Annotated in this window: 28 protein-coding genes; 2 read left to right on the forward strand and 26 right to left on the reverse strand. The window is 38.5% G+C overall.

Going from position 1 to position 24,309, the window contains the following annotated elements:
- Nucleotides 1-12: 12 nt before the first annotated feature.
- The 23 genes from ahrC to NLW78_RS08255 all read right to left on the reverse strand — a co-directional run bounded on the left by ahrC (nucleotide 13) and on the right by NLW78_RS08255 (nucleotide 18,096).
- Complete coding sequence (ahrC, locus tag NLW78_RS08145; protein WP_254496556.1) at nucleotides 13-462, reverse strand: transcriptional regulator AhrC/ArgR; 450 nt, start codon at nucleotides 460-462, stop codon at nucleotides 13-15.
- Nucleotides 463-528: 66 nt separating this feature from the next.
- Nucleotides 529-1,359, reverse strand: coding sequence for a TlyA family RNA methyltransferase (locus NLW78_RS08150; protein ID WP_254496557.1), 831 nt, complete (start codon nucleotides 1,357-1,359; stop codon nucleotides 529-531).
- A 5-nt stretch (nucleotides 1,360-1,364) separates the two neighbouring features.
- Nucleotides 1,365-3,260, reverse strand: a complete 1,896-nt coding sequence (gene dxs, locus NLW78_RS08155; protein ID WP_254496558.1) for a 1-deoxy-D-xylulose-5-phosphate synthase — start codon at nucleotides 3,258-3,260, stop codon at nucleotides 1,365-1,367.
- Nucleotides 3,261-3,270: 10 nt separating this feature from the next.
- Nucleotides 3,271-3,879: a hypothetical protein gene (locus tag NLW78_RS08160; RefSeq protein ID WP_254496559.1), complete on the reverse strand. Its 609-nt coding sequence runs from the start codon at nucleotides 3,877-3,879 to the stop codon at nucleotides 3,271-3,273.
- A 710-nt stretch (nucleotides 3,880-4,589) separates the two neighbouring features.
- The gene (locus NLW78_RS08165; RefSeq protein WP_254496560.1) at nucleotides 4,590-5,471 is read right to left on the reverse strand and encodes a polyprenyl synthetase family protein; all 882 of its coding nucleotides are present in this window, start codon (nucleotides 5,469-5,471) and stop codon (nucleotides 4,590-4,592) included.
- Complete coding sequence (locus tag NLW78_RS08170; RefSeq protein WP_254496561.1) at nucleotides 5,468-5,713, reverse strand: exodeoxyribonuclease VII small subunit; 246 nt, start codon at nucleotides 5,711-5,713, stop codon at nucleotides 5,468-5,470. Before NLW78_RS08170 ends, NLW78_RS08165 begins: the two co-directional genes overlap by 4 nt.
- Nucleotides 5,706-7,058 carry an exodeoxyribonuclease VII large subunit gene (gene xseA, locus NLW78_RS08175; RefSeq protein ID WP_254496562.1) on the reverse strand — a complete coding sequence of 451 codons (1,353 nt, stop codon included), beginning with the start codon at nucleotides 7,056-7,058 and terminating at the stop codon, nucleotides 5,706-5,708. Before xseA ends, NLW78_RS08170 begins: the two co-directional genes overlap by 8 nt.
- A gap of 191 nt (nucleotides 7,059-7,249) precedes the next feature.
- Complete coding sequence (gene nusB, locus NLW78_RS08180) at nucleotides 7,250-7,639, reverse strand: transcription antitermination factor NusB (RefSeq protein WP_254496563.1); 390 nt, start codon at nucleotides 7,637-7,639, stop codon at nucleotides 7,250-7,252.
- 127 nt (nucleotides 7,640-7,766) lie between these two features.
- Complete coding sequence (locus NLW78_RS08185) at nucleotides 7,767-8,147, reverse strand: Asp23/Gls24 family envelope stress response protein (RefSeq protein WP_254496964.1); 381 nt, start codon at nucleotides 8,145-8,147, stop codon at nucleotides 7,767-7,769.
- A gap of 41 nt (nucleotides 8,148-8,188) precedes the next feature.
- Complete coding sequence (gene accC, locus NLW78_RS08190) at nucleotides 8,189-9,538, reverse strand: acetyl-CoA carboxylase biotin carboxylase subunit (RefSeq protein ID WP_254496564.1); 1,350 nt, start codon at nucleotides 9,536-9,538, stop codon at nucleotides 8,189-8,191.
- Between the two features lie 13 nt (nucleotides 9,539-9,551).
- Nucleotides 9,552-10,067 (reverse strand): acetyl-CoA carboxylase biotin carboxyl carrier protein, encoded by a 516-nt coding sequence (accB, locus tag NLW78_RS08195; protein WP_254496565.1) that lies wholly within the window; start codon nucleotides 10,065-10,067, stop codon nucleotides 9,552-9,554.
- 153 nt (nucleotides 10,068-10,220) lie between these two features.
- A complete protein-coding gene (locus NLW78_RS08200) occupies nucleotides 10,221-10,784 on the reverse strand; it encodes a SpoIIIAH-like family protein (RefSeq protein ID WP_367617667.1) in 564 nt (187 codons plus the stop codon).
- A gap of 17 nt (nucleotides 10,785-10,801) precedes the next feature.
- Entirely contained in the window at nucleotides 10,802-11,416 is a 615-nt protein-coding gene (gene spoIIIAG / locus NLW78_RS08205; protein WP_254496566.1) for a stage III sporulation protein AG, read from the reverse strand.
- A complete protein-coding gene (gene spoIIIAF, locus NLW78_RS08210; protein ID WP_254496567.1) occupies nucleotides 11,413-12,021 on the reverse strand; it encodes a stage III sporulation protein AF in 609 nt (202 codons plus the stop codon). The genes spoIIIAG and spoIIIAF overlap by 4 nt, the downstream gene beginning before the upstream one ends.
- Nucleotides 12,022-12,032: 11 nt before the next feature.
- The gene (gene spoIIIAE, locus NLW78_RS08215) at nucleotides 12,033-13,211 is read right to left on the reverse strand and encodes a stage III sporulation protein AE (RefSeq protein WP_254496568.1); all 1,179 of its coding nucleotides are present in this window, start codon (nucleotides 13,209-13,211) and stop codon (nucleotides 12,033-12,035) included.
- Between the two features lie 19 nt (nucleotides 13,212-13,230).
- The gene (gene spoIIIAD / locus NLW78_RS08220) at nucleotides 13,231-13,620 is read right to left on the reverse strand and encodes a stage III sporulation protein AD (protein WP_254496569.1); all 390 of its coding nucleotides are present in this window, start codon (nucleotides 13,618-13,620) and stop codon (nucleotides 13,231-13,233) included.
- Between the two features lie 3 nt (nucleotides 13,621-13,623).
- Nucleotides 13,624-13,845, reverse strand: coding sequence for a stage III sporulation protein AC (spoIIIAC, locus tag NLW78_RS08225; protein WP_254496570.1), 222 nt, complete (start codon nucleotides 13,843-13,845; stop codon nucleotides 13,624-13,626).
- A 22-nt stretch (nucleotides 13,846-13,867) separates the two neighbouring features.
- Complete coding sequence (gene spoIIIAB, locus NLW78_RS08230; protein ID WP_254496571.1) at nucleotides 13,868-14,380, reverse strand: stage III sporulation protein SpoIIIAB; 513 nt, start codon at nucleotides 14,378-14,380, stop codon at nucleotides 13,868-13,870.
- Nucleotides 14,325-15,293, reverse strand: a complete 969-nt coding sequence (gene spoIIIAA / locus NLW78_RS08235) for a stage III sporulation protein AA (protein WP_254496572.1) — start codon at nucleotides 15,291-15,293, stop codon at nucleotides 14,325-14,327. The genes spoIIIAB and spoIIIAA overlap by 56 nt, the downstream gene beginning before the upstream one ends.
- 140 nt (nucleotides 15,294-15,433) lie before the next feature.
- Nucleotides 15,434-15,991, reverse strand: coding sequence for an elongation factor P (efp, locus tag NLW78_RS08240; RefSeq protein ID WP_254496573.1), 558 nt, complete (start codon nucleotides 15,989-15,991; stop codon nucleotides 15,434-15,436).
- A 20-nt stretch (nucleotides 15,992-16,011) separates the two neighbouring features.
- Nucleotides 16,012-17,073, reverse strand: coding sequence for a M24 family metallopeptidase (locus NLW78_RS08245; protein WP_254496574.1), 1,062 nt, complete (start codon nucleotides 17,071-17,073; stop codon nucleotides 16,012-16,014).
- Between the two features lies 1 nt (nucleotide 17,074).
- On the reverse strand, nucleotides 17,075-17,521 hold the full coding sequence (gene aroQ / locus NLW78_RS08250; RefSeq protein WP_254496575.1) for a type II 3-dehydroquinate dehydratase: 447 nt from the start codon (nucleotides 17,519-17,521) through the stop codon (nucleotides 17,075-17,077).
- Between the two features lie 83 nt (nucleotides 17,522-17,604).
- Nucleotides 17,605-18,096: a YqhR family membrane protein gene (locus tag NLW78_RS08255; protein WP_254496576.1), complete on the reverse strand. Its 492-nt coding sequence runs from the start codon at nucleotides 18,094-18,096 to the stop codon at nucleotides 17,605-17,607.
- A 143-nt stretch (nucleotides 18,097-18,239) separates the two neighbouring features.
- Between NLW78_RS08255 and NLW78_RS08260 the strand changes: the two genes are divergently transcribed.
- The gene (locus tag NLW78_RS08260) at nucleotides 18,240-19,187 is read left to right on the forward strand and encodes a DUF1385 domain-containing protein (protein WP_254496577.1); all 948 of its coding nucleotides are present in this window, start codon (nucleotides 18,240-18,242) and stop codon (nucleotides 19,185-19,187) included.
- Between the two features lie 24 nt (nucleotides 19,188-19,211).
- A complete protein-coding gene (locus NLW78_RS08265; protein ID WP_254496578.1) occupies nucleotides 19,212-19,583 on the forward strand; it encodes an SA1362 family protein in 372 nt (123 codons plus the stop codon).
- 16 nt (nucleotides 19,584-19,599) lie between these two features.
- Here NLW78_RS08265 and NLW78_RS08270 read toward each other — a convergent pair whose 3' ends face one another.
- The 3 genes from NLW78_RS08270 to NLW78_RS08280 form a co-directional block, all read right to left on the reverse strand.
- The gene (locus NLW78_RS08270) at nucleotides 19,600-20,499 is read right to left on the reverse strand and encodes a patatin-like phospholipase family protein (protein WP_254496579.1); all 900 of its coding nucleotides are present in this window, start codon (nucleotides 20,497-20,499) and stop codon (nucleotides 19,600-19,602) included.
- Nucleotides 20,500-20,574: 75 nt separating this feature from the next.
- Nucleotides 20,575-20,988: a transcriptional regulator MntR gene (gene mntR / locus NLW78_RS08275; protein ID WP_254496580.1), complete on the reverse strand. Its 414-nt coding sequence runs from the start codon at nucleotides 20,986-20,988 to the stop codon at nucleotides 20,575-20,577.
- A gap of 427 nt (nucleotides 20,989-21,415) precedes the next feature.
- Nucleotides 21,416-23,974 (reverse strand): vitamin B12-dependent ribonucleotide reductase, encoded by a 2,559-nt coding sequence (locus NLW78_RS08280; RefSeq protein ID WP_254496581.1) that lies wholly within the window; start codon nucleotides 23,972-23,974, stop codon nucleotides 21,416-21,418.
- Between the last annotated feature and the right edge of the window lie 335 nt (nucleotides 23,975-24,309).

A 24,309-nucleotide genomic window follows, 5' to 3' on the forward strand; every position in this document is an offset into this window, starting at 1 on the left:
CCCCACCTCAATTTATAACATTTCTAAAAATTGATCTCGAATTGTTAATGTATCTTCCTCAGATCTACAAATAATTAAACACGTATCGTCACCACAAATTGTTCCCATAATTTCATTCCAGTCTAAATTATCAATTAGAACTCCTACAGCTTGGGCATTTCCAGGTAGTGTTTTTAAGATAATAAAGTGGCTGGCCGTATCAATTTTAATGAACGAATCAATGAGAAGGCGTTTCAACTTATTTAACGGATTAAATCGTTGATCTGCCGGTAGGCTATATTTATAACGTCCATTCGCCATTGGTACTTTCACTAAATGAAGTTCCTTTATATCACGTGACACAGTAGCTTGTGTAACGTTATAGCCTAAATTTTTCAGGCGGTCGACTAGCTCGTCCTGTGTTTCAATTTCATTTTCGGCAATGAGTTCCCGAATTTTTATATGTCTTTGCCCTTTATTCATTAGAAACCCTCTTTCTTTCCCCATTTTAAAAGAGACTACACATAGCCGCCGTAGTCTCTCTAGATGTTAACTTCGCTTCTTTTGCAATGTGGTATGCGCTTCGGCTACAGTATCATGAATATTCACGTCTGGTGATAATTCCCCTTTAGTTTTATTATTCCATTTTAAGTGTAATAAAAACTCGATATTGCCATCTCCACCAGTGATTGGGGAATAGGTTATATGCTCTATATCATATCCTTCTTCAATCGAAAAAGTCACAATATCCTCTAACACCTGTTCATGAATTTTGGCTTCTCGCACAATACCTTTTTTTCCTACTTGCTCCCGACCTGCTTCAAACTGAGGCTTCACAAGCGCAATCACATCGCTATTTGGAAGTAAGAGCTTACGTAGAACAGGGAAAATGCGTTTTAACGATATAAATGAAACATCTATCGTTGCAAAATTCGGTGTATCACCTTTTAAATCTTCCGGTGTTACGTAACGAAAGTTTGTTTTCTCCATTACGATAACCCGATCATCACTTCTTAATTTCCAATCCAACTGATTTGTCCCAACATCAATTGCGTAGCTTAATTTCGCACCGTTTTGCAAGGCGCAATCTGTAAAACCACCCGTTGATGAGCCAATATCTAACATAACTTTGCCTTCCACGGAAATTTGAAATGACTGTAATGCCTTTTCTAATTTCAATCCGCCTCGACTGACATAAGGCATTACTTTTCCTTTAATTTCAATTGAGATGTCAGGTTCCACTTTTTCTCCAGGCTTGTCTAACCGCACTTGGTCTGAATAAACCATGCCCGCCATAATTGTCCTTTTTGCTTTTTCCCTCGTTTCACAAAATCCCTTTTCAACGAGTAAAATGTCTAATCTCACTTTTTTTTTCTTCATATATGTCAAGCCCTTTGTTGTTTTCTCGGTATTAGTGCTTTTATTTTACGTACAACGTGTTCGGTCGTTAAATCAATTTCCGCCCAAAGTTCGTTAACACTTCCATGTTCAATAAAACGGTCTGGAATTCCGATACGGTCAACATTTTGTGTGAAACGGAAACCCTTTTTTTGAATATGTTCTAAGACAGCACTGCCAAATCCACCTTGTAACACATGCTCTTCTATCGTTAGTATAGGCAAATTGTCACTCAGGATTTGTGCCATCATCTTCTCATCAAGGGGTTTTATGAAGCGAGCATTGACTACACGAACAGAAATGTCTTGTTCGGCTAATATTTCACGCGCTTCTAACGCCAAGTCAATCGTAGTTCCAAAAGTTAATATGACGGCTTCATTACCTTCTTTTAAAACTTCCCAACTTCCAACGGGAATAGTTTGTAAATGTTCATCCATTTTCATACCACTTGCATTACCCCTTGGGTAACGTATTGCAATCGGGCCTTCATCATAATCTATTGCGGTTTGCACCATATGTTGACATTCATTTTCATCTTTAGGCATCATTAATACCATATTCGGAACATGTCGTAGAAACGCAATGTCAAACACACCTTGGTGGGTCTCACCGTCAGCCCCTACAAGCCCTGCCCGATCAATACCAAATATAACATTTAAATTTTGTCTACATACGTCGTGAACCACTTGGTCATAACCCCGTTGTAAAAACGTGGAGTAAATGGATAAAAATGGTTTCATCCCTTGCGTAGCTATTCCTGCTGCCATTGTTGTAGCATGTTGTTCGGCAATTCCAACATCAAATAGACGATCAGGGAATTCCTTTTTAAAATCTTCTAACTTTGACCCAACTGTCATAGCTGGAGTAATCGCGACAACTCGCTCATCTTCACGGGCAATTTTACTTAACGTACCACTAACAACTTTACTCCATGCCGGACCTTTCGCACTCTTCTTTACCGATTGACCCGATTCAATCTTGTATGGGCCAACACCGTGCCAATCCCCAATTTTATCTGTTTCGGCCGGGTGATAGCCTTTTCCCTTTTTCGTAATGACATGGACAATCACTGGGCCTTTTGTCTTTTTGGCATAGCGTAAATGGCCAATTAAACTTTCTATATTATGACCATCTACAGGACCAAAGTAGGTAAAGCCTAGTTCTTCAAAAAACATACCTGGCACTACAAAGTATTTCATGCCATCTTTAATCCGTTCGGCTGCATTAGCTAAACGTCCACCTACAGCTGGAATTTTTTTCAGCAACAGTTCCGTTTCATCTTTCACCCGATTATATTTATGGGCACTTCGTACACGACTTAACATGTTATGAAGGGCACCAACATTTGGGGCAATAGACATTTCATTGTCATTTAATATAACCGTTACATCTTTTTGTTCATGCCCAATATGATTTAACGCTTCAAGTGCCATTCCACCTGTAAGGGCTCCGTCACCAATTACCGGAACAACAGCATGGTCTTCTTTCTTCATATCCCGGGCAATAGCCATCCCCATTGCAGCCGATAAAGAAGTGGAACTATGTCCTGTTTCCCAATGATCGTGTTCACTTTCGTTCCGCTTTGGAAAACCACTTAATCCTTTGTATTGTTTTAACGTATCAAATTGGTTAGCTCTCCCGGTTAAAATCTTATGGACATAAGATTGATGACCAACATCCCATATGAATTTATCCTTAGGACTATCATAAACCTTATGGAGTGCCAATGTTAATTCAACTACGCCTAAGTTAGGCCCTAAATGCCCTCCTGTCTTTGCCAAATTCGTAATTAAAAATTCGCGAATGTCGTGGGCAAGCCGATTTAATTCTTCGATTTCCATCTTTTTTAAAAATTTAGGATCTTGAATGGATTTTAGATCCATAGTGGATCACTCACCTTCGTAAGGTTTTTTTACGTTTCTGTTTTTTTATTGGAGGCAATATGGTGATATGTAAATGCTTTTCCATAAATGCAATCATTCTTCCTGCATATAAGATGATTTTTGTAGAAAAACGCATAGCCAAAAATTTTCCAAGGGCTTTCCCACCTACTGTTAATGCAGCAATGATACTTGTAAAGATGACTGAAATGGTAAATTGACTTCCCGAGCCTTCATCAAACCCTATTCCTAACGATATTTGTAATACGACGATTGCCGCTGCTGTCCCACTGACTATTCCAGAGATATCTCCAATGACATCATTACAGAAACTTGCAAAGCGATCTGCATTACGCACGATAAGGATAGAGTGATTTGCACCTGATACTTTTTCTGCTGCCATCGCATGAAAAGGAATTTCATCGGCGGCTGTAGCTGCTATCCCTAACATATCAAAAAATACCCCAACTAATACGATGCATAAAACAATGATGATTCCGAAATACCACCCTACACCGTCAAGTAAAAAAGTAGATATAATTGAAAAAAGAGCCGCCAACACAAACGTGATAACGGCAATACCGAGACTGAACCGGATTGATTTTTTATAATGCTCTTTCATGTATTTTGTCCCTCGATAATATATAGAATAATTGCATTTGTTTACGTTTATGTAAGGGATGGTCACTTAATGGGTAAAAATTGCGGCTTAGGTCCAGTAGGTTTTCCCAGATGGATACCGAGTGTTGCCACTGCGGCGGTTCCCCTTTAAATCCACCTTAGCCCCGTCACCGGAAAGCTAGACTGGATTACCACTTAGTCCGCACCATAATCCCCACCAAATGTCTGATGAACAGTCTAGGAGATTTCCTCGACAGTCTTTGACCGTTCCCTAGCCTCTTTTGCAGTGTCAATTTCATATAGCGTATAAAGCAGAACTTCGGTGGCCTGCCGATTGTCCTACTCTTAACTATAATCCCCTTAACACCACTCAAGGCAGGCTACGCTGCCCATAGAGTTTCCCAAACTCCATAGTAGCAGGTTCATACCCCATTCCATAGCTTGTTGACAGTTTTCAACATGCTACAGTAATGGGCCTCCGCGGAAGTAGGGTCAACGCCCACATGCCTTTGTGGATCGCCCTACGACCTTAACTCCCAGCACCAACCCAAGGCTGGGCGCCTCAAGCCGGCACAAGGAACTTCATCGATGTGCCCTTTGGCGGATTTTTAGGCCCGCCTTCAGGAACGGAGGACCGACTAGAATACTGCACCATCCCTATATGTATTAATAATATAACATATGTCTTATATATCCTCAATCACATTCGTACTAGTGGTTACGGTTTCCAATATACTCAACAATATCCTTCAGGATTGTATTTTCAATGTTTGCAATCGATAATGCTTGTATTGCTTCCCTCATGTAAGCTTCTTTTTTCTGAATCGCTTCTTCCAGGCCGAGTAGCTTTGGATATGTACTTTTTTCCTTCTCTTCATCGCTACCGATTGGTTTGCCAGTTAAATTTTTATCCCCAATTACATCAAGAATGTCATCTTGTATTTGGAATAGTAATCCTAAACATTTACCATATCGATCCACCGCTTCGATTTGAGGTGGAGTAGCACCAGCTAGATAAGCACCAGTCTTAATTGCAAAACGAATGAGTTCACCGGTTTTTAATTTATGTATTGTTTCTAGCTCTTCTATTGTTAACTTTTGCTTTTCCGCTTGTAAATCAAGCATTTGGCCCGCAACCATTCCTTCTGGACCGGCTGCCTTGGATAGTTCACCCATTACATACACTTTTTCCTCTGCAATGAGATGACTTGAAGAGCTAATCACTTGAAAAGCAGCTGTCAGTAAGCCATCCCCTGCTAAGACCGCTGTCGCTTCATCAAACTGTTTATGATTTGTCAGTTTTCCCCGACGATAATCGTCGTCATCCATCGCAGGTAAATCATCATGAATTAACGAATATGTATGAATCATTTCTAGTGCAACCGCAGGATGAATTAGCTTTTGCGTGTCATCCTTTTGAAAAGCTTCGAACGTAGCGACCATCAAAATAGGCCGTACCCGTTTTCCACCCGCATCAATGGAGTAGGCCATCGATTGTTTTAATCGCTCAGGAATTTGCAATTGTTGAACTGCTTTCGTTAGTTCGTCATTAATCCACTTTTGCTTGTCACGGATATAACTAGATAGGATCATGCTTCTTCTTCCTTTTCAACTGAAAAAGGCTTTAACTCTCCATGATCATTCAAAACTTGCTCCATTTGTTTTTCCACTTTGGATAACTTATCATTACAATATTTTGATAACTTCATTCCTTCTTGATAATAATCAATCGCTTTTTCTAAAGGAACATCGCTTTCCTCTAATTTTTCAACGATTTGCTCTAACTTTTCAATCGCTTCTTCAAAAGAAATGTTTTCTTGCTTAACCTCACTCATTCTTATTTTCCTCCTTCAATCCCCATACTTGGCAATCTAAAACACCATCATGCAACTTAATATTTAATTGGTCACCAGGTTCAATTTTCTTCACCGTTTTTACTACTTGACCTGTTGAATCATAGGGAACCGCATACCCTCTTTTAATGATATTTAATGGATTGAGTAGCGAAAGACGGTCCAACCGATTTTGAAATTCCTGCCGTTTTTGTTGTAAATGGCTTTCCATCTCCCGTTTGTATCGTGTATTAAGCCAGTTTATTGAAGCTTTTAATTCTTCAATTTTCCGTTTAGGGTGTTGCTGTTGTATACGTGTTGTTAAAAATGACTGTTTTTCCTGTTTTCGAACGATAACTTGCTTCCACGATTTTTGTAATGTATCAAACAAACGGTCTAAATCTAGTTCCTTTTGCCGCATTAACTGCTCAGGATACCGGAACGCATATGATTGTTGAAGGGAACTTAATCTCCGTTTCTCATTTTCGTACTGTTGATAAACCGATCTTTCTATTCGTTTATGTGCGGTTGCTACCTTTTCTAATAATTCAACATATGAGGGTACAGCAAGCTCTGCTGCGCCGGTAGGTGTTGGTGCTCGCATATCTGCCGCAAGTTCACTTATCGTAAAATCGGTTTCGTGTCCTACTCCACATATAATCGGGATTTTGGAGTTTGCAATGGCACGAACCACCGCTTCTTCATTGAATCCCCATAACTCTTCAATCGAACCTCCACCGCGCCCGACAATGAGGACATCAAACATGTTTACTTCGTTTGCTTTTTCAATAGCTTGAACAATTGACGGAACCGCTTGGTCCCCTTGAACAGTTGCTGGGATGAGTGTTTTCTGAACTGTAGGAAACCGTCGGTTTAATGTAGTAAATATATCCCGAACGGCAGCGCCTGTCGGTGATGTTATCACACCAACATGCTCCGGATACTTTGGTATTGGCCTTTTCCGTTCTTCAGAAAATAAACCTTCTTTTTCTAGCTTTTCCTTCCGTTGCTCTAACGCTAAATATAGTGCACCAATGCCGTCTGGTTCCATGCTATGTATGTATAGTTGATAATGCCCATGAGGTTCGTATACGCCTATCTCACCTCGAATAAGTACTTTCATACCGTCTTCGGGGCGAAATTTTAAGTGACGATTAAAACTTGAGAACATAACTGCTTGTACACGTGACTGTCCGTCCTTTAATGTCAAATACATATGACCTCTAGAATGATGCTTAAAATTCGATATTTCTGCTCTAAGCCATACTGTTTTTAAGTGTGGATCGGTTTCAAACTTTCTTTTAATGTATCGTGTCAAAGCTGTAACCGTTAAATATTTATCCTTCACACTAAGATTCCCCTTTTATCTTTTCCTTAACATTGATCAGCCAGGTGCCGTCTCACAATAACACCATAACTCTTTCCATGTTAAAGGGTCAACTGATTGCCGAATGATACCGGGTTTCAACACGTCCGCGTACATATCGTCGGTCGGTTACCTCATATTAACCATTTCGGCAATCATTGCGAAACCCCTTCTTACACTTCCTCGTTTACCATTTTTGATAATACACCATTAACAAATCGACTTGATTTATCATCTCCATAGGTTTTCGCAATTTCAACGGCTTCATTAATAGATACCTTCGCCGGTATTTCTTCAATTTCTTGCATCTCGTACACTGCAATTCGAAGAAGTGTTCGCTCTACTGAAGCAATCCGTTCGAGTGACCATTTCTCCAGATGTTTTGTAATGTGTGCATCTAATTGTTGTTTATTTTCAATAACCCCAGTGATGAGTTGCTTTGCAAAAGGCTTTAACTCTTCTTCCTCTTCCGCAATTTGAATCACTTCTTGTGGTGTAATTTCATTCATATCAATTTGAAACAGCAATTGGAATGCTCGTTCTCTTGCCTTTCTCCGCTTCATTGTAATGCTCCTTTTTCCTTTAATATCCTTAAGAATAATAACATGTATAAAGTAGAAAAGCTATTTTTTCCGATTCAAGAAAAATGACCATAAGGAACCCCCCTATGGTCATTTATTATTAGTATAACTATTTTATATCTGTTTCATCCTCTTTTGATTCCATTTGAACACCAACAATGTGGACATTCACTTCTGTTACATGTAATGCTGTCATATTTTTTAAGGCTTGTTGAATATTATCTTGTATTTTTTGTGCAACGGTAGGTATGGATACACCGAACTCTAATACGGAGTAGACATCAATTTTAACCCCTTCATCTACGAGTTCTACTTTTACACCTTTACCGTGATTTTTCTTACCGAAGCGTTCCGTTACATTTGATGCAAAGTTTCCACGCATTTGCGCTACACCAGAAACTTCATTAGCAGCAATGCCTGCAATCACTTCAATGACTTCTGGAGCAATCTCGACTTTCCCTAACGACAGGTCTTCGCTGACATTTAACATTTTATAATCAGCCAAAGAAGTCACTCCTTTAATTTACTTACTTATTCCATTATATGATGTTTCTCTAAAAACTTTGTGTTAAAATCGCCATTTTTGAACACAGGATGTTCCATCATACGTTGGTGGAATGGAATTGTTGTCTTAACACCTTCTACAACAAATTCGTCAAGTGCCCGTTTCATACGTTGGATTGCTTCTTCTCTCGTCTTACCATGGGTAATGAGTTTCGCAATCATTGAATCGTAATACGGTGGAATCATCCAACCAGTGTAAGCTGCTGAATCGATCCGAACTCCGAGCCCTCCTGGAGGATAGTACATGTTCACCCTACCAGGTGATGGCATAAAGTTTTTAAATGGATCTTCTGCATTAATACGACATTCAATCGACCAGCCGTTAAATTCAATATCTTCCTGTTTATGTTGGAGCTTTTCACCACTTGCTACTAAAATTTGTTCTTTTATTAAGTCGATACCTGTAACCATCTCTGTCACAGGGTGTTCAACTTGTATACGTGTATTCATCTCCATGAAATAAAACTTTTGTTCACTTTGGTCAAAGATAAACTCTACTGTTCCTGCGCCACGATACTGTACAGCTTCGGCCGCTTTGACAGCTGCTTGCCCCATTTCCTCACGAATTTCCGGCGTAATCGCAGGTGATGGTGTTTCTTCAATAAGTTTTTGGAGACGCCTTTGGATTGTACAGTCTCTTTCACCCAAGTGAATCGTGTTTCCGTGTTGGTCAGCTAACACTTGTATTTCTACATGTCGGAAATCTTCAATGAATTTTTCTAAGTATACACCTGGATTACCAAAAGCTGTTTCGGCTTCATTTTGCGTTACACGGATTCCTTTGACTAAGTCTTCACGGTCTCGTGCAATTCGAATACCTTTTCCGCCACCACCAGCTGTTGCTTTAATGATGACAGGGTAGCCAATCTCCTCAGCAATTTTCAATCCTTCTTCTTCACTCTCTATAATTCCTTTTGATCCTGGAACAATTGGTACACCAGCAGCACGCATCGTTTCACGAGCGACATCCTTTGTACCCATTTTTTCAATAGAAAATGCACTTGGTCCAACAAAGATGATATTGCACTCTTCACACATTTCGGCAAATGCTGGGTTTTCGGATAAAAACCCGTATCCAGGGTGAATGGCATCACATTCTGTTAATGTCGCAACACTCATTATATTTGTTTTATTTAAATAACTATCTTTACTGGAAGTAGGCCCAATGCAATATGCTTCGTCAGCCAATTGAACGTGAAGTGATTCACGGTCAGCTTCCGAAAATACTGCAACGGTTGATATACCTAACTCTTTACACGCACGTATAATACGAACGGCAATTTCTCCACGGTTCGCAATTAGCAGTTTTTTGATCACAAAAGTCAACCCCTTACTTTGTCTTCACTCTAAATAGCGGCTGCCCGTATTCTACAAGCTGTCCATCCTCTGCCAGGATTTCAACTATTTCGCCACTCACTTCAGCCTCAATTTCGTTAAATAACTTCATTGCCTCAACGATACAAACAACACTGCTTGCTTGAACGTTAGATCCAACTTCAACATAAGTATCACTATCTGGAGATGGTGAACGATAGAACGTTCCTACCATTGGTGACGTAATTTCATGATCGAAATCAACACCACCAGTATCAGGTTTTTCAGAAGTTTTGTTTTCGTCTTTTCCTTCGCTCTGTTCAGCCGTTTCCGCTTTTGGAGCTTGTACTGGTTGTACAGTTTCTTGAATGACTGGTTGAGCTGGTTGAACCACTTGCTTTGTTTCAACTACTCCATTGTTCACTTCCTTTTTCATAGCTACTTTGGTCCCATTGGACTCGTAAGTAAATTCATCAATTGTTGATTCATCAATTAATTTAATGAGCTCACGGATTTCTTGAACTTTTAACATATCCCGGCACTCCTTTGATTTTTTTTCCTATAAATTAAGAACAGGTATTAATTAGTCCTTATAACATTTTACGATAATTACTTAGTAAACTTCAACTCCTATCTACATTACGTAAAAAAACGCAATAAAAAAACTGGATGCGTTTGCATCCAGTTACGTATTTTCAGGTTGATGTTTTACAATGACTCGAATGTCACCGAACTCGTCTCGGACAAGTTGCATAATCTGATTTGCGTCTGTTTGGGAAACTTCACCAGCTTTAACTGTCACATGTACGATTTCCTCTTCTGCTCTTACAAGTACGTCCGTATAGTTTTTCTCTGTTTGAATCACCTTTTCTAAGATGGATTCTTTCGTATTAACTTCTTCTAATCTGTGCATTTGTTCCATGGCTTCATTTTTCTCTTCTGGTGACGCATTGCTGGATGCAATAATATTTTCTAACTGTTCTCTTGTGCGATCCCTTTCAGATTGAATATCCATTCGAATTGCGGTGAAAAGCTCATCCGATGAAATGCCAGAAGTAACGGTTTCCCCTTCTTCACCCTCGGGCTTGTTTGCTTCTAAGCTTTCACTCTCCTCTGTTCCTTCCATTTCTTCCATTTGCTCAAACAGAGCTACCTGTTCCCCATTTGGAGATGTCATGTAATACACACTTAACACAATTAGTAAACTTAACATCGTTAAAAGCCATACAGTTTGTTTCTTTAACATCATATACTTTCTCCTCCTTTTTACTCCTTAGGCATTACAGATACTCTATGACTAGAGACGTCCAATACTCTGGAGACTGCTGTTACAATGATTTTTTGTCTTTCAACACTCTCCAAGCCCTTTGCCACGACAAGCACCCCTCGTACAGATGGCTTTTTGGTTTGGACTAATATTGGATTCTCATTGTTTTGGTTTCGAATCGTAACGGTTTGTTGTTCTTCAGAATAATCCTCAATTTCTCTTTTCCCACCGTTTTGATCTGTTTCACTTGTTGTTTGTTTACCAACTATCGTATTTTTCTCATAGACTTTTAAATTTGTTGCGTCTAAGTTGATCATGACCTCTGCTTCTGAAATGCCATTAATTTGATCTAAAATTTGCTTTAGCTGACCTTCTAATCTTTCTTCCATCTGTAATACTTCTTCACTTTTCTCTTCCTTATTTTGTTTAAAGAGAGCTTCATCTTCGAGTGATTCCCCTATAGGGGGTTCGGTTGTTTGTGATTGATCTTTAAACAAGTTATTCGTAAGCATAAGTAATAGTCCGAGCAAACCGATTAATATGACATAAGACATTTTTGTTGGTTTGCCATCTTCATCTCTCTTCAATTTCAAAAATGATAGGATATTTTTCAACTATCTTCCCCTCCCTCCCACGTAATCTTTATGTTTTCAGTTGGCACTTCCCAGAAGGAGGATAAATCCTGTTTAATTTCGGCAAAGTCAGGCTTCTTCTCTTGCGGCTCATGATTTGTATCAATTACAACCTCCTCTACCTTTGTCCCATCTTTGGTCGTGTTATTAGTTAAAAACACTTCAATCGTATCAATATGCTCCCAAGTTAAATCTTCTTCATTTGAAAAGGAAATCGCTATATCTTCAATACCTACTTCATATTTCCGAATCAACTCCTCTTCAGCTTGTTTTTTTAGTTGGACAGCTATCTGATTTAATATATATGCACGTTGGGAGGCTTGTATTTCTTTTTTCTGATTTTCTATCGTTTTTTCCATATCACTTTGTTCTGTTTGACTATATATATTAAGCTTATTTTGCATGACTGAACTCATACTCGTTTGAAATAGGTGAAATAACGGTTGTAACAAAATAAGCATTAAAATGAGGCCCACAGAAAATTTTACATACCGCTTCATCGATGACTGGGGTAACAATAAATCGATAATCATTGCAATGAGGATAAATAAAATAATTTGAATAACCCATTTTTGAATATATTCCATCTTAGATCACCCTATCGAACCATTAACGTTAAATTACTAGCAACGACTAAAATGACAATTGCGAAGAAAAACATCATCGTAACAACGAGTAGTGCTGCGAAAATATATAAAATATGTTTCCCAATCAAATCTAATGTTTTAATGACAGGACCTCCACCAACTGGTTGTAATATAGCAGCAGCTAATTTATAAATGATGGCAATCGCAAAAACTTTTATCGCTGGAAAAACTGCTATCCCAATGATTGTGACTACTCCTACTAATCCAATGGTATTTTTCAGTAACAGTGATGCTGATAAAACCGTATCGGCTGCGTCGGTAAACATCCTTCCAATAACAGGAACAAAGTTACCTGTAACAAACTTTGCTGTTTTAATTGCAATTCCGTCTTGAATGGCTGTTTGGGCCCCTTGCACCGAAATAACTCCAATAAAAACCGTTAAAAATAGACCGAGTATTGTTAATGCTGCATTTTTTAATAAATTGGCGAGTTGGGTAGCTTTGTAATTTTCGCTTAAACTGCTTACGATATACAGCAAGGCAGATAAAAAGATTAACGGCAATACGATTTTTGAAATGAGTACACCACTTAAATGGACGAGAAACATGATAATTGGATGAAAAAAAGCAATTGATGTAATGCTGCCGAAAGATGCCATCACACTTAAAATAAGTGGAATTAACGCAATCATAAAGTTTGACATCGATTCAATCGCATCACTGGCATAGGAAGCACCTAACCGGAAGCTACTTAAAGCAATTGTAATTAACACGAGATAAACAACAGCGTAAGCAACTGTATTTACAGCTTTTGATTCAAAAGCGTTTTGTAATGTCTGCAGTATGACGGCAAATAACGTCAGTAAGATCAATGAGCCTAATAGTTTCCCGTTTAAAATCAGTTCATGGAATAAATATTTTAGTAACCCTTGAAACCATCCTTTTATAGATAAAGAGGAATCAGCTTTGACAAAGTCCATTAAACTTTTATTTGATATATCCGGTATGTACTCTCCATAGTTATAAACAACCTCATTCCAATAGCCGCTAATATCGGAGAAGGTATCTTGTTGCATTTGGTCATCTACCCATTGATTATGATCTTGCTGTGCATGAACCGGGCTGGCAAAACAAAAGGTAATAAACACTAGTAGAAATGAGACAACATTCTTTTTCCCATGCTTGAACACACAATACTGCTCCCTTCTTTTACACAGGGATAAATTCTAGTACCGTTTCAATTACTGCTGTTAAGATTGGCACAGCTAATATAATAATAAACACCTTTCCGGCTAACTCAATCTTGGAAGCTATCGAACTAAGGCCTGCGTCTCTTGTAATTTGTGCTCCGAATTCAGCAACATATGCGATCCCAATGATTTTTAAAATGGATTCAACATACATAAGGTTAATGTTAGCTTTCGTTGTCATATAGGAAAGAACCCGGAATATTTCGGCAATCGGCTGAATAAGCACAAGGAAGATGATAACACCGGTAAATAGTACTATAAAAAAGGAAATGGTTTTGTTCTGTTCCTTAACGAGGATTGTTAGTATTCCTGCTATTAGAGCGAAGGAGACAATTTGAAAAATCCCCATTGCCTAAAATCCTCCTATTATCATTTGAAACAAGAACACCGACTTAATTTGTTGGAATAAATTGGCCAAATGGTCGACGACAATGACGAGCACGATGATAACACCAACTAATGTGATCCAGTTGGATATATCTTCTTTTCCCATTTGCTTCAAAACAGAATTCATCAATGCGATGATGATGCCAATTCCTGCGATTTGAAACAAAAGATAAGTTCCACTTATCATGTTGGTTCGTCTCCTTTCTCAGCTAAATCAAAAGCAAAACGAGAAACAGACCTGTTAATAATCCTAAGCTTTTAGCCATTTTGCCATATCTTCTCGATTCATCTTCTGCATTTTCAAGCTCACGGTCTAGGTGAGATAACGCTAAATAAATATGCTTTCGCTGTTGCGTAAAGTCGTGTTGACCTAATGTTTGTCCAAATTGATCCATAATTTCCTTTTCGGGATTCTTCATCGCGAAATGTGGCCAAAACTTGTCCAAACTCTTTCGCCAAACATCATATAAAGTAAATTGATGTTGATTTAATTGTTGATATAAGTGGGCAAACAGGCCATTTAATGGTTTGGGAAGCTGCGTTGACAACCTGCCAAATACTTGTTGAATGGGACTTTGACCGTAGACAATTTCTGCCTCCAGCACTTGAAGTGCATTTTTTAATTGGCGAATTTGTCTTGGTCGGTCAGACAATCTTTTGGAAATATCAAAACCGACGTATGTTGTGGCGCACAGTAAGAGAAGGACTCCTATCCACTTCATTTCGTCTACCCCTTACATTTTTAGACTGATTGTTTTCATCTACAATCGATTGGACCGTACCAGGTCTCGGTTCGGTTGAAAACGTTACATATCGCTGGAACGCGTTCGCATGAAACAACGGTGCTAAAGACGGACGCTTCCGAATTTCGGCAACATCCTTACCGTGAACACTGCATATAACGGTGATCCCTGCATGTAACGCTTCCATTAAAGCTTGTACATCCTCTTTGCTGCCAATCTCGTCTACGACCATAACATCGGGAGACATTGAACGTATCATCATCATCATGCCTTCTGCCTTAGGACAAGCATCCATAACATCTGTACGAACGCCAACATCATGTTGAGGAATGCCATTTTTACAAGCAGCGATTTCTGAACGTTCGTCAATAACGGCTACTTTTTTTGCTGGGAATGGTTCTTCACCATCACTAATAATGCGAATAAAGTCTCGTAAAAATGTTGTTTTTCCACATCTGGGAGGGCCAATTAATAAAGTATTTAAGTACTGACCACGAAATAATGAGGGAACGAAAGGTTTCGCCACCCCTTTTATCTGTTTAGCTATGCGAAAATTAAAAAATGCTAAATGGCGAATGGCTTTTACGGACCCTTGCTCCGTGTTCACTTTTCCGGAAATCCCTACCCTATGACCCCCTTCAATGGTTATATAACCTTGACGCAACTCATCTTCAAGTCGATAGATAGAGTGTTCACTTAGCTGATTTAAAATGAATATGCCATCATCGGTAGTAGGAATGACATGATGGAGCATAAAGGAAAATTGGGAATAAACAATTTCTACAGGACTCATGATCCGGATGCGTATCTCCTCCAACTCACCCCAGTCTCTTATTTCCTCTGATAGTCGTTTAGCTAAATAAGGTGGAAAAATACGTAAGATCTCTTCCAAGTAAACTTCCCCTTTTTCCTTAGTTTGTTGTTACTTCCAATCTATGCAGGCTTGGCCAAATTATGACCAGATTCAGTAGATGAAATAGAATACAAAAAAGCCTAGATGCAATATTGCACCTAGGCTTTCCTTTGTCATGACTATGCTCTTGAAATATATTTCCCTTCAGCTGTATTAATGACTAGTACATCCCCTTCATTAATAAAGAAAGGTACTTGAACAACTAAACCTGTTTCAACCGTAGCAGGTTTTGAACCACCACTTGCGGTATCACCCTTAATACCAGGTTCTGTTTCTACTACTTTTAATTCTACTGTATTTGGTAAATCTACACCAATCGTTTCACCATCATAATTTAACACACTTACTTCCATATTTTCTTTTAAATAGTTTAGTTGTTCTTTAATCTGCTCAGTAGGTAACTCGAGCTGTTCAAAGGATTCATTATCCATAAACGTATGCACATCTCCAGATGAATATAAGTACTGCATTGTACGTCTCTCCAGGTGGGCACGGTTCACTTTTTCACCAGCACGGAACGTTCTCTCTTGGATATTACCATTTCGCAAGTTACGTAATTTAGAACGTACAAAAGCAGCTCCTTTGCCCGGCTTCACATGTTGAAAGTCAATCACTTGCCATATATCTCCATCTAATTCTACGGTTTGACCTGTACGAAAATCATTTACAGAAATCATGATTATTTCCCCTTTCAATTTTACAATGTTATAAGTTCTTTTGGTGAATGTGTTAATCTTTCATTTCCATTTTTTGTAATTACCGTGTCGTCTTCAATACGACAACCGCCAACACTTGGAATATAAATACCTGGTTCTACTGTGACAACCATCCCAGGTTGAAGCTTTATATCAGAGCGGAATGAGAGTCCAGGACCTTCATGAACATCTAAACCGATTCCATGCCCTGTCGAGTGACCAAAATACTCTCCGTATCCCTTTTCTTTAATATAATCCCTCGTTAAGGCATCCGCCTCTTTACCTGTAATTCCCGCTTTAAGTCCTTCTATTCCACGCAGCTGTGCTTGCAGAACTGTGTCGTATATATCTTTTAACTGGTCGTTAATCTCTCCTACCGCTACGGTTCTCGTAATGTCAGAGCAATAGCCTTCATACAACGCACCGAAGTCCAGCGTTACAAGCTCACCAGATTGGATCTCTTTATTCGACGCAACACCATGTGGAAGGGCTGAACGATAGCCGGATGCTACAATAATATCAAAGGAAGAAGATACTGCACCCTGTTTTCTCATAAAGAATTCTAACTCATTCGATACATCTATTTCCTTAACACCTGGTTTCATATAATTTAAAATGTGATCAAATGCAGCATCAGCAATTTTACTCGCTTCTTTCATAATTGCTATTTCGTCATCTGTCTTTATGAGGCGTAGATTTTCTATAATCCCACTAGTAGGTATAAATTCACCCTTTAAGTGCTGCTCATACGTTTCATATGTACTAAATGTTACGTGGTCTTTTTCAAACCCCAATCGTTGAACCCCTAACCTTTCAGCTTGCTTAGCCACTTCCTTCGGTAAAGGTTCCTTATGTTCAATCACTTGAAAGTGTTTTGCTTGGTCATTTGCCTGCTCTGTGTATCGAAAGTCTGTAACAAGAAGAGCTTCCTCTGCAGTTATGATAACTGCACCTGCTGTTCCTGTGAACCCTGTTACATATCTCCGGTTCTGGTTACTTAAAATTAACAAAGCGTCTAAATTTTCTTCTTTTAATACATTTCGAATCTTGTCCAATTTCCCCATGTTACCCTCCCTCTCCATCATCAGTTTCTAAAAATGCTTGGGCCGCCAATTTATAACCGACCACACCTAGTCCCGAAATTTGGCCTTTACAAACAGGTGCAAGTAAGGATTTACTTCGAAAAGATTCCCTGGCATGAACATTCGATAAGTGAACTTCAATAACTGGTGTATCAATTGCACTAATCGCATCCCTTAGGGCTACACTTGTATGTGTGTAGGCAGCAGGATTAAAAATAATCCCTTCATACTTTCCATTACTTTGTTGAAGCTTATCAATCAAATGCCCTTCGTGATTTGATTGATAAGCATCTAATTCCCAGTTGTATGTTTGAACGTAAGTACGTATATCCTCTTCTATCGTTTGTAATGTGTCAAATCCATAAATATGAGGCTCCCGTTGTCCTAGCATATTTAAATTCGGGCCATTTAACATAAGCAATCGTTTCATCGTATCTCCCTCTACAACCTTCTCTTTTTAAATCATACATTGTCTAGTTTATCATAACGGAATAGGGTTTTGTAAATTATTCCTCATGTTGTTTTGTGCATCGCATTATAATAATCATAAGAGATTGTATATCCTACAAAAGTTCCATAGAGAACGTGTAAGCATAATGTTGTCACTAACGTATCAGCATTTAAATTGTTAAATGTTGGGACTGCTGTGAAAATAGGGTTTAGAAAGTATACAAATACGACCCAAATTCCAATGCCATATAATATTCCAGGTATCATACCTCTTCTCTTTTTAAGTACAACATAATAAACGATTGCGGCCAATATAGACAACATGGATACAATGACAATACTAATCAACTCTCCCATCCATCCGTGTACCCATGAAGCATTAAAAAACGAACGTAAAATGTATGAAGCATGGGAAATTGTTGTAAAGTTAAAGTAATACGCTAATGAGCCAAGAGATCCCCATAACAAACCACCAACGAATCCAGTTAGGAGTGCTCGTTGAAACATTGTCATCGGTTCTTCAGCTTGATTTTGTTCCAGTTTCTTTTCACCCATTATGACCACCTCCTTTTTTTACTCTAACCAAAAAAGGAAAAGACATGCTCACGACTAACAAATTATGTACGTAATCCAAGATTTCTAGTAAAATGTAAGTAATAATCAATTATTTAAACATACAACATTAGGTTGGTGAAAAAATGTCAGAAAAAGAAAATACAACTTATGGTGGTCAAGCCGTCATAGAAGGTGTCATGTTCGCAGGTAAAAAAAGTTTCGTAACAGCAATTAGAAGAAAAGATAATAGTATTGAATATTTCTCTACAAAACGGAAAGAATCTAAAGTAGCAAAACAATTAAAAAAAATACCATTTATTCGTGGAATTGTCGCGCTAGTTCAAGCAAGTGCCAACGGGACGAAACATTTAAATTTTGCTAGTGAAAAATATGATGTCGATCCGGAAGAAGATAACAAAGTAGAAGAAAAAGAAGAATCAAAGCTAGCAATGGTATTAGGCATTGGCGTAATTGGTGTTCTTTCATTTTTATTCGGGAAAACCATTTTCACGCTAACACCTGTGTTTATCGCAGAGTTATTTTCCCCGATTGTTTCTGGGAAAGTTGGTCAAGTGTTACTAGAAGGCCTTTTTAAATTAATATTGCTTTTATTATATATTTATTTTCTATCACTTACTCCGCTTATTCGTAGACTTTTTCAGTACCATGGAGCTGAGCATAAAGTGATAAACGCTTATGAAAATGGCGTACCGTTAACAGTTGAAGATGTTCAAAAACAATCACGACTCCATTATCGATGTGGATCAAGTTTCATTCTGTTTTCAGTTCTTGTTGGTATTTTCGTCTATATGGGTGTTGATATTAATCCATTATGGTGGCGTATCGTGAATCGTCTTTTACTTCTCCCAGTCGTTATTGGGGTTTCATTTGAAGTCTTACAATTAACAAACAAAGTGAGAGACATTCCGGTATTAAAAGTATTAGGTTACCCAGGCTTATGGTTACAACTACTAACGACAAAAGAACCTGATGACGAGCAAGTTGAAGTAGCGATCTGTTCCTTTGAAAAAGTACTAGAAACAGATCAAGCTAAAGGGGGCATTCAAGTAGAGCAAGTTGCTTCCTCTTAATAGGTGTGGAAAGGAGGTTAGATGATGTTTCCTAGATTAAATCCTTTTTTCTATATTTTATTTGGCCTCGCCTTGATTGGCCTGTTTTCGCAACTGTTCTTTAACACAGCTTCGTTCTTTAAATATATACTGATGTCTGCAGGTTTTATCGCTATAATTTTCGCTGTTTTTTATTTCGTTATGCGCTCCCGAAATTCAGCAACTTATGACCACCGGTATAAGAAAGCTGTTAAGCAATCACAAAGGAAGTACGGCAAATCCGGGAGAAACGCTTCTTCTTTTAACCTACCGAAAAAGCTGCAAAATTCAAAGAAGGCAAAGGCAAACCGGCAAGCTACACATTTGAAAGTAATCGATGGCAAAAAAGATAAAAAAAGAAATCGAGCTAGTTTTTAACTTAGCTCGATTTCTTTTATTTTAACATCCATTTTTGGGCAAAAAATTCTTCTGCCCGTTCTTTTCCAACTTGAATTAACTGTTGTTTCGCTTCTTTTTTAATATGGAAGTCCGTAGCATCTATACCTTTCACCGGAATAAACATCGTCTGATCAGACGCCACTTTTGATACGTACTTCATATCATGGGCTTTCATCATTGTGGTCATTAAGGCGCGAAACATATCAAAAGCACTATTAATATTCACGATCGGCAGTCCTTCCACTGATTCTGAAAGCTTTAAACCTAATACAGGTCGCTCATCACGGCCATCCCCTAATTTAAAGACCCAAACAGGAAAGTTACTCAATAATCCCCCGTCTACAAGAATACTTTTCTCGTTTTTAGAACGACGCAACTTAACTGGAATAAAAAAATAAGGAATGGATGCACTAATGCGAACCGCCTTTGCAACCGAAAACTGATTAGGATCTAACTGATAGAAGTGTTGTAAGTCGTCTGGAAATACGACCATTCGTCCAATTGATAAATCAGACGCAATCACTTTTAATTTATCTGGTGTAGGAAAATCACTAAATTTATGAATGCCTTTTGCAGCCAACTTTTCTTCTATCCATTTCTCCAATTGATCACCACGGTAAAGCCCCAATCGGAAATATACGAGTAGCCATTTTACGAAAGGTAATGTTTTATCAATTGTCGATTCATCTAAAAATTTCGTTAAATCAAATTCGTAAAACATTTCAATTACTTCGTCGACTTCATATCCTGCTGCAATAAATGCTGCAATAATGGCACCAGCAGAGGTACCTGCTAAACGCTCAAACTCAAACCCTTTATGTTCGACGACTTTAAGAGCACCTAAAAGAGCAAATGCTTTTACTCCACCACCTGAAAATACCCCATCTACTTTCAACTTGTACCTCCCGTTATACGTAGTAGTACATGTATACTCAGGAGGTACGAGACATAGAACGGCGCATGTTACAGGTTATTCTTTCGTTTGTCGCTCTTTTAGTTCTTCTACTACATTCGGGTTTTCCTCTAAATATTGAACTAAATCACCTATCCGGTCAATTGCATTCCAACTTAGATGATGCTCAATCCCTTCAACATCTTCATAAATATTTTCTTGATCAACACCAATCATTCCTAAAAACTGTTCGAGCAGCTCATGTCGGTAAACGAGTCTTTTCCCGATTTTCTTCCCCTTTTTCGTTAAAATAAGTCCACGATATTTTTCATAGTGTAAATATTCATCACGGTCTAGTTTTTGAACCATTTTTGTTACTGAAGAAGGGTGTACCTGTAACGATTCTGCTATATCTGATACACGTGCATATCCTTTTTGTTCTATTAATATGTAAATTTGTTCAATATAATCTTCCATGCTAGGAGTGGGCATACACATCCTCCAAACTAAGCAATCTATTTTATAAAAATCATACAACAGTTTCATAAGTGTGACAAGTTCAGTAAGGTGACGGGTAGCATTAGTTTACTATATGTACACTCTTTCATAAAGTTAGCACAAATAGATATGGTGTATTGTTCTAATACGTATTTAATTTCTATGCTCAGTGTTAACACTGAGCATATCAAGTGGATTTCTCTTTCTTTTTCCTCATCCAAATGATGGGGACAGCAAAAATAGACGTAAGGTACTAGATCCACAATCTTCATTAATCCATTTATCGATTTTAAATGCTCCAGTTCTTTTAGCCATAAAAAACACCCCTTTAGATGTTTTCTCTAAAGAGGCATTTCATCGCGACTTTTTTCTACACATCGCAACTTTATTTCAAATCTACAGTTGGCTGCTTTTTTGCAGATTATAGTCCACACTTTAATTGTGCGTTACAGTTCGTACAAGTATTACAGCCACCGATATCCTCTACCGTTCCTTGACGACAGACTGGACACGTATCCCCAACTTCCGATCCAATTGTCACATCAGTCTTTCCAAGTTCCTGAACTGTATCCATAAGAACGACTTTCGGTTTTTCCTCTTGTTTTACCGGCTGTTCATCATCAAATGTATTATCCTCAGCTTTCAGCGTAAGAACTTGTGTATCACGGCTTCCATCCACATAAACCGTGCCACCTTTTGCTCCCCCGTTGTATAACCTTTCATACACGTTTTGTACTTGTTCAACTGTGTAACCACGTGGAGCATTAACTGTTTTGGAAATGGAACTGTCTACCCAACGTTGAATGACACATTGTGTATCTGCGTGTGCTTCCGGAGCAAGGTTCATAGCCGTAACAAACCACTTTGGTAAATCGTCCCCATCTTGCTCTGGATGACGGTCTAAATACTCTTGAACAATGTCCGCTTTTACTTCGATAAACTTACCAAGACGTCCACTACGATAATAAACGAAGGAGAAGTATGGCTCTAATCCAGTAGAAACCCCAACCATCGTTCCAGTTGAACCTGTAGGCGCAACTGTAAGCAAGTGTGAATTACGAATGCCGTATTTTAGTACACCTTCACGAATATCTTCCGGCATTTTTTTCATATACCCAGTACTCACAAAGCGTTTACGAAGTTCTTGCGTTTCCTCATCTGTTTCCCCAATAAGAAATGGAAAGCTTCCTTTTTCTTTTGCTAATTCGATAGAAGCGCGGTACGCAGTAGTAGCAATGGTTTCGAATATTTGGTCGACGAGTTCGTTTCCTTCCTTCGATCCATATTCTGTTTCACAATAAATAAGTAAATCATGAAGACCCATAACACCAAGTCCTACCCGACGCTCCCCTAATGCTTGCTTACGATTTTCCTCAAGGAAATAAGGTGTCGCATCGATAACGTTATCTTGCATACGAACACCAATTTCTACTGTTTGTTTCAACTTATCAAAATCTACCTGTTTCGTTTGTTTGTTCGCCATTGCAGCTAAGTTTACTGCAGCTAAGTTACAAACACTGTATGGTGCTAATGGCTGTTCACCACATGGGTTTGTTGCGACAACTTTTTGACCGTATGCTTTAGCATTTGTCATGTCGTTGGCATTATCAATAAAGAAAATACCTGGTTCGGCAGAATAGGTTGCGCAAATATTTATTAAGTTCCACAAGTCTTTTGCACGAACTTTTCGATAAACACGAACACCGTATCCCATCTGTTCCCATTCACGGACGTCTCCTACATCGTGCCAACGTTCATTGTAAACTTCCATTTCTTCCTCTGTGTAATTTTCCACGTCAGGGAAACGAAGCTCGTAATCGCCACCCTGTTCAACAGCTGCCATAAATTCTTTTGTAATACATACAGAGATGTTAGCTCCTGTTAAAAATTCAGGTTGATGCACACTATATGTGCCACCATCGTTCAACTTTTGCTCTGCATCACGGATTACTTTTTCGGAAAACCCGCCATTACCAGGAATCGTCTTATAATTGATGATCCCTTGGTACATATCACGTTCAGATTCTGTAAGAGGGGTGAATTTTAATTTTTCCTGTGCCAGTTTTTGCACTTGTTCATCATCAATGTTTTCAATTAAATAACGTAAGATACGTGGGTTTTGCATTTTGGAAATGATAAATTCGACAATATCCGGATGCCAATCATTTAACATAATCATCTGAGCACCCCGGCGGGAACCACCCTGTTCAACTAGATGTGTCAGCTTTGCAATATCGTCTAACCACGATACCGATCCTGAAGATTTTCCGTTTACACCTTTGGCAAGGGTATTGCGTGGGCGTAATGTAGAACCATTCGTTCCTACACCACCACCGCGACTCATAATTTCCATTACCTTCTTACGGTGATCAGAGATACCCTCACGGGAATCTTGAATGAAAGGCATAACATAACAGTTAAAGTACGTAACATCTGTATCCGCACCTGCACCATATAGAACACGGCCTGCAGGGATAAAGTGTTGGTTGGCGAGTTCTCCATAAAACTTTTTAAACCATTCTTCTTTTAGCTCTTCTGTTTGCTCAACAGTTGATAAGCCACTAGCATTTCGCAACGCAATTTGCTCGTAGAAGATTTCAAGTGGTTTTTCAATTACGTCTAAAGAACGTACAATGATTCCGGACTTTGCTTCCTCCTCGTTGTCTAGTACGGAAACGAATTCCTCGTCTACTTTAACACTTGCCGTTTTTCGTTCCCAATCAATAGATTGGATGATGCCTAAACCTCTTGCCGGAAATTTAGGGTCTTCTTTTATAGTTAATACGACAAAATCGCCGTCAACTAAAGTGAGCTTTTGGGTATCTTTAAATGCATAACGGTCCAGCATTACAAGACGTGAGACCCCTTTATGGGTGATTTGCATTTCAGGGGTAATTGGGTGTACTTGTGGAAACATTTGAATATCCTTATTTAAGCGATCAATGTTTATCGATCCCACAATTTCCTTAACTAATGACATGTGTTTCTCTCCTCTTCCTCTAAAAAATTTATCATAAGAAGCCGAATCATGGTGGCTAACATTTATGTAATTATGTTTTAATAGATTTATAAATAACTTACCACAAACAATAATAGAAATTCAATATATAGTATTTCTTTTTTTCACACGCACTATATATTGAGTTTTTGAACGAGTCTATACAAAAATGTCAACTGAATAATTTTATGAAATGATAAGGATATGCAAGAATTTTGTAGCATAAGTGCGTATAACCTGTATAACATACTTTTTCGTTATTTGCTATTTTAGAAAAGCCATTCACCGGTTACGATGATAGTTGTACCCAGTTCCCT

It is taken from the genome of Salirhabdus salicampi (assembly GCF_024259515.1).
In the GTDB taxonomy this organism is placed as follows: Bacteria; Bacillota; Bacilli; order Bacillales; family Alkalibacillaceae; genus Salirhabdus_A; species Salirhabdus_A salicampi.

Excerpts from the sequence above, each read along its gene's own strand:
- ahrC (WP_254496556.1), bottom strand. The coding sequence starts at position 462 with ATGAATAAAGGGCAAAGACATATAAAAATTCGGGAACTCATTGCCGAA.
- NLW78_RS08150 (WP_254496557.1), bottom strand. The coding sequence starts at position 1,359 with ATGAAGAAAAAAAAAGTGAGATTAGACATTTTACTCGTTGAAAAGGGA.
- dxs (WP_254496558.1), bottom strand. The coding sequence starts at position 3,260 with ATGGATCTAAAATCCATTCAAGATCCTAAATTTTTAAAAAAGATGGAA.
- NLW78_RS08160 (WP_254496559.1), bottom strand. The coding sequence starts at position 3,879 with ATGAAAGAGCATTATAAAAAATCAATCCGGTTCAGTCTCGGTATTGCC.
- NLW78_RS08165 (WP_254496560.1), bottom strand. The coding sequence starts at position 5,471 with ATGATCCTATCTAGTTATATCCGTGACAAGCAAAAGTGGATTAATGAC.
- NLW78_RS08170 (WP_254496561.1), bottom strand. The coding sequence starts at position 5,713 with ATGAGTGAGGTTAAGCAAGAAAACATTTCTTTTGAAGAAGCGATTGAA.
- nusB (WP_254496563.1), bottom strand. The coding sequence starts at position 7,639 with ATGAAGCGGAGAAAGGCAAGAGAACGAGCATTCCAATTGCTGTTTCAA.
- NLW78_RS08185 (WP_254496964.1), bottom strand. The coding sequence starts at position 8,147 with ATGTTAAATGTCAGCGAAGACCTGTCGTTAGGGAAAGTCGAGATTGCT.
- accB (WP_254496565.1), bottom strand. The coding sequence starts at position 10,067 with ATGTTAAAAGTTCAAGAAATCCGTGAGCTCATTAAATTAATTGATGAA.
- NLW78_RS08200 (WP_367617667.1), bottom strand. The coding sequence starts at position 10,784 with ATGATGTTAAAGAAACAAACTGTATGGCTTTTAACGATGTTAAGTTTA.
- spoIIIAF (WP_254496567.1), bottom strand. The coding sequence starts at position 12,021 with ATGGAATATATTCAAAAATGGGTTATTCAAATTATTTTATTTATCCTC.
- spoIIIAD (WP_254496569.1), bottom strand. The coding sequence starts at position 13,620 with ATGGGGATTTTTCAAATTGTCTCCTTCGCTCTAATAGCAGGAATACTA.
- spoIIIAC (WP_254496570.1), bottom strand. The coding sequence starts at position 13,845 with ATGATAAGTGGAACTTATCTTTTGTTTCAAATCGCAGGAATTGGCATC.
- spoIIIAB (WP_254496571.1), bottom strand. The coding sequence starts at position 14,380 with ATGAAGTGGATAGGAGTCCTTCTCTTACTGTGCGCCACAACATACGTC.
- efp (WP_254496573.1), bottom strand. The coding sequence starts at position 15,991 with ATGATTTCTGTAAATGATTTTCGTACAGGTCAAACCGTAGAATTAGAT.
- NLW78_RS08245 (WP_254496574.1), bottom strand. The coding sequence starts at position 17,073 with ATGGGGAAATTGGACAAGATTCGAAATGTATTAAAAGAAGAAAATTTA.
- aroQ (WP_254496575.1), bottom strand. The coding sequence starts at position 17,521 with ATGAAACGATTGCTTATGTTAAATGGCCCGAATTTAAATATGCTAGGA.
- NLW78_RS08255 (WP_254496576.1), bottom strand. The coding sequence starts at position 18,096 with ATGGGTGAAAAGAAACTGGAACAAAATCAAGCTGAAGAACCGATGACA.
- NLW78_RS08260 (WP_254496577.1), top strand. The coding sequence starts at position 18,240 with ATGTCAGAAAAAGAAAATACAACTTATGGTGGTCAAGCCGTCATAGAA.
- NLW78_RS08265 (WP_254496578.1), top strand. The coding sequence starts at position 19,212 with ATGTTTCCTAGATTAAATCCTTTTTTCTATATTTTATTTGGCCTCGCC.
- mntR (WP_254496580.1), bottom strand. The coding sequence starts at position 20,988 with ATGCCCACTCCTAGCATGGAAGATTATATTGAACAAATTTACATATTA.
- NLW78_RS08280 (WP_254496581.1), bottom strand. The coding sequence starts at position 23,974 with ATGTCATTAGTTAAGGAAATTGTGGGATCGATAAACATTGATCGCTTA.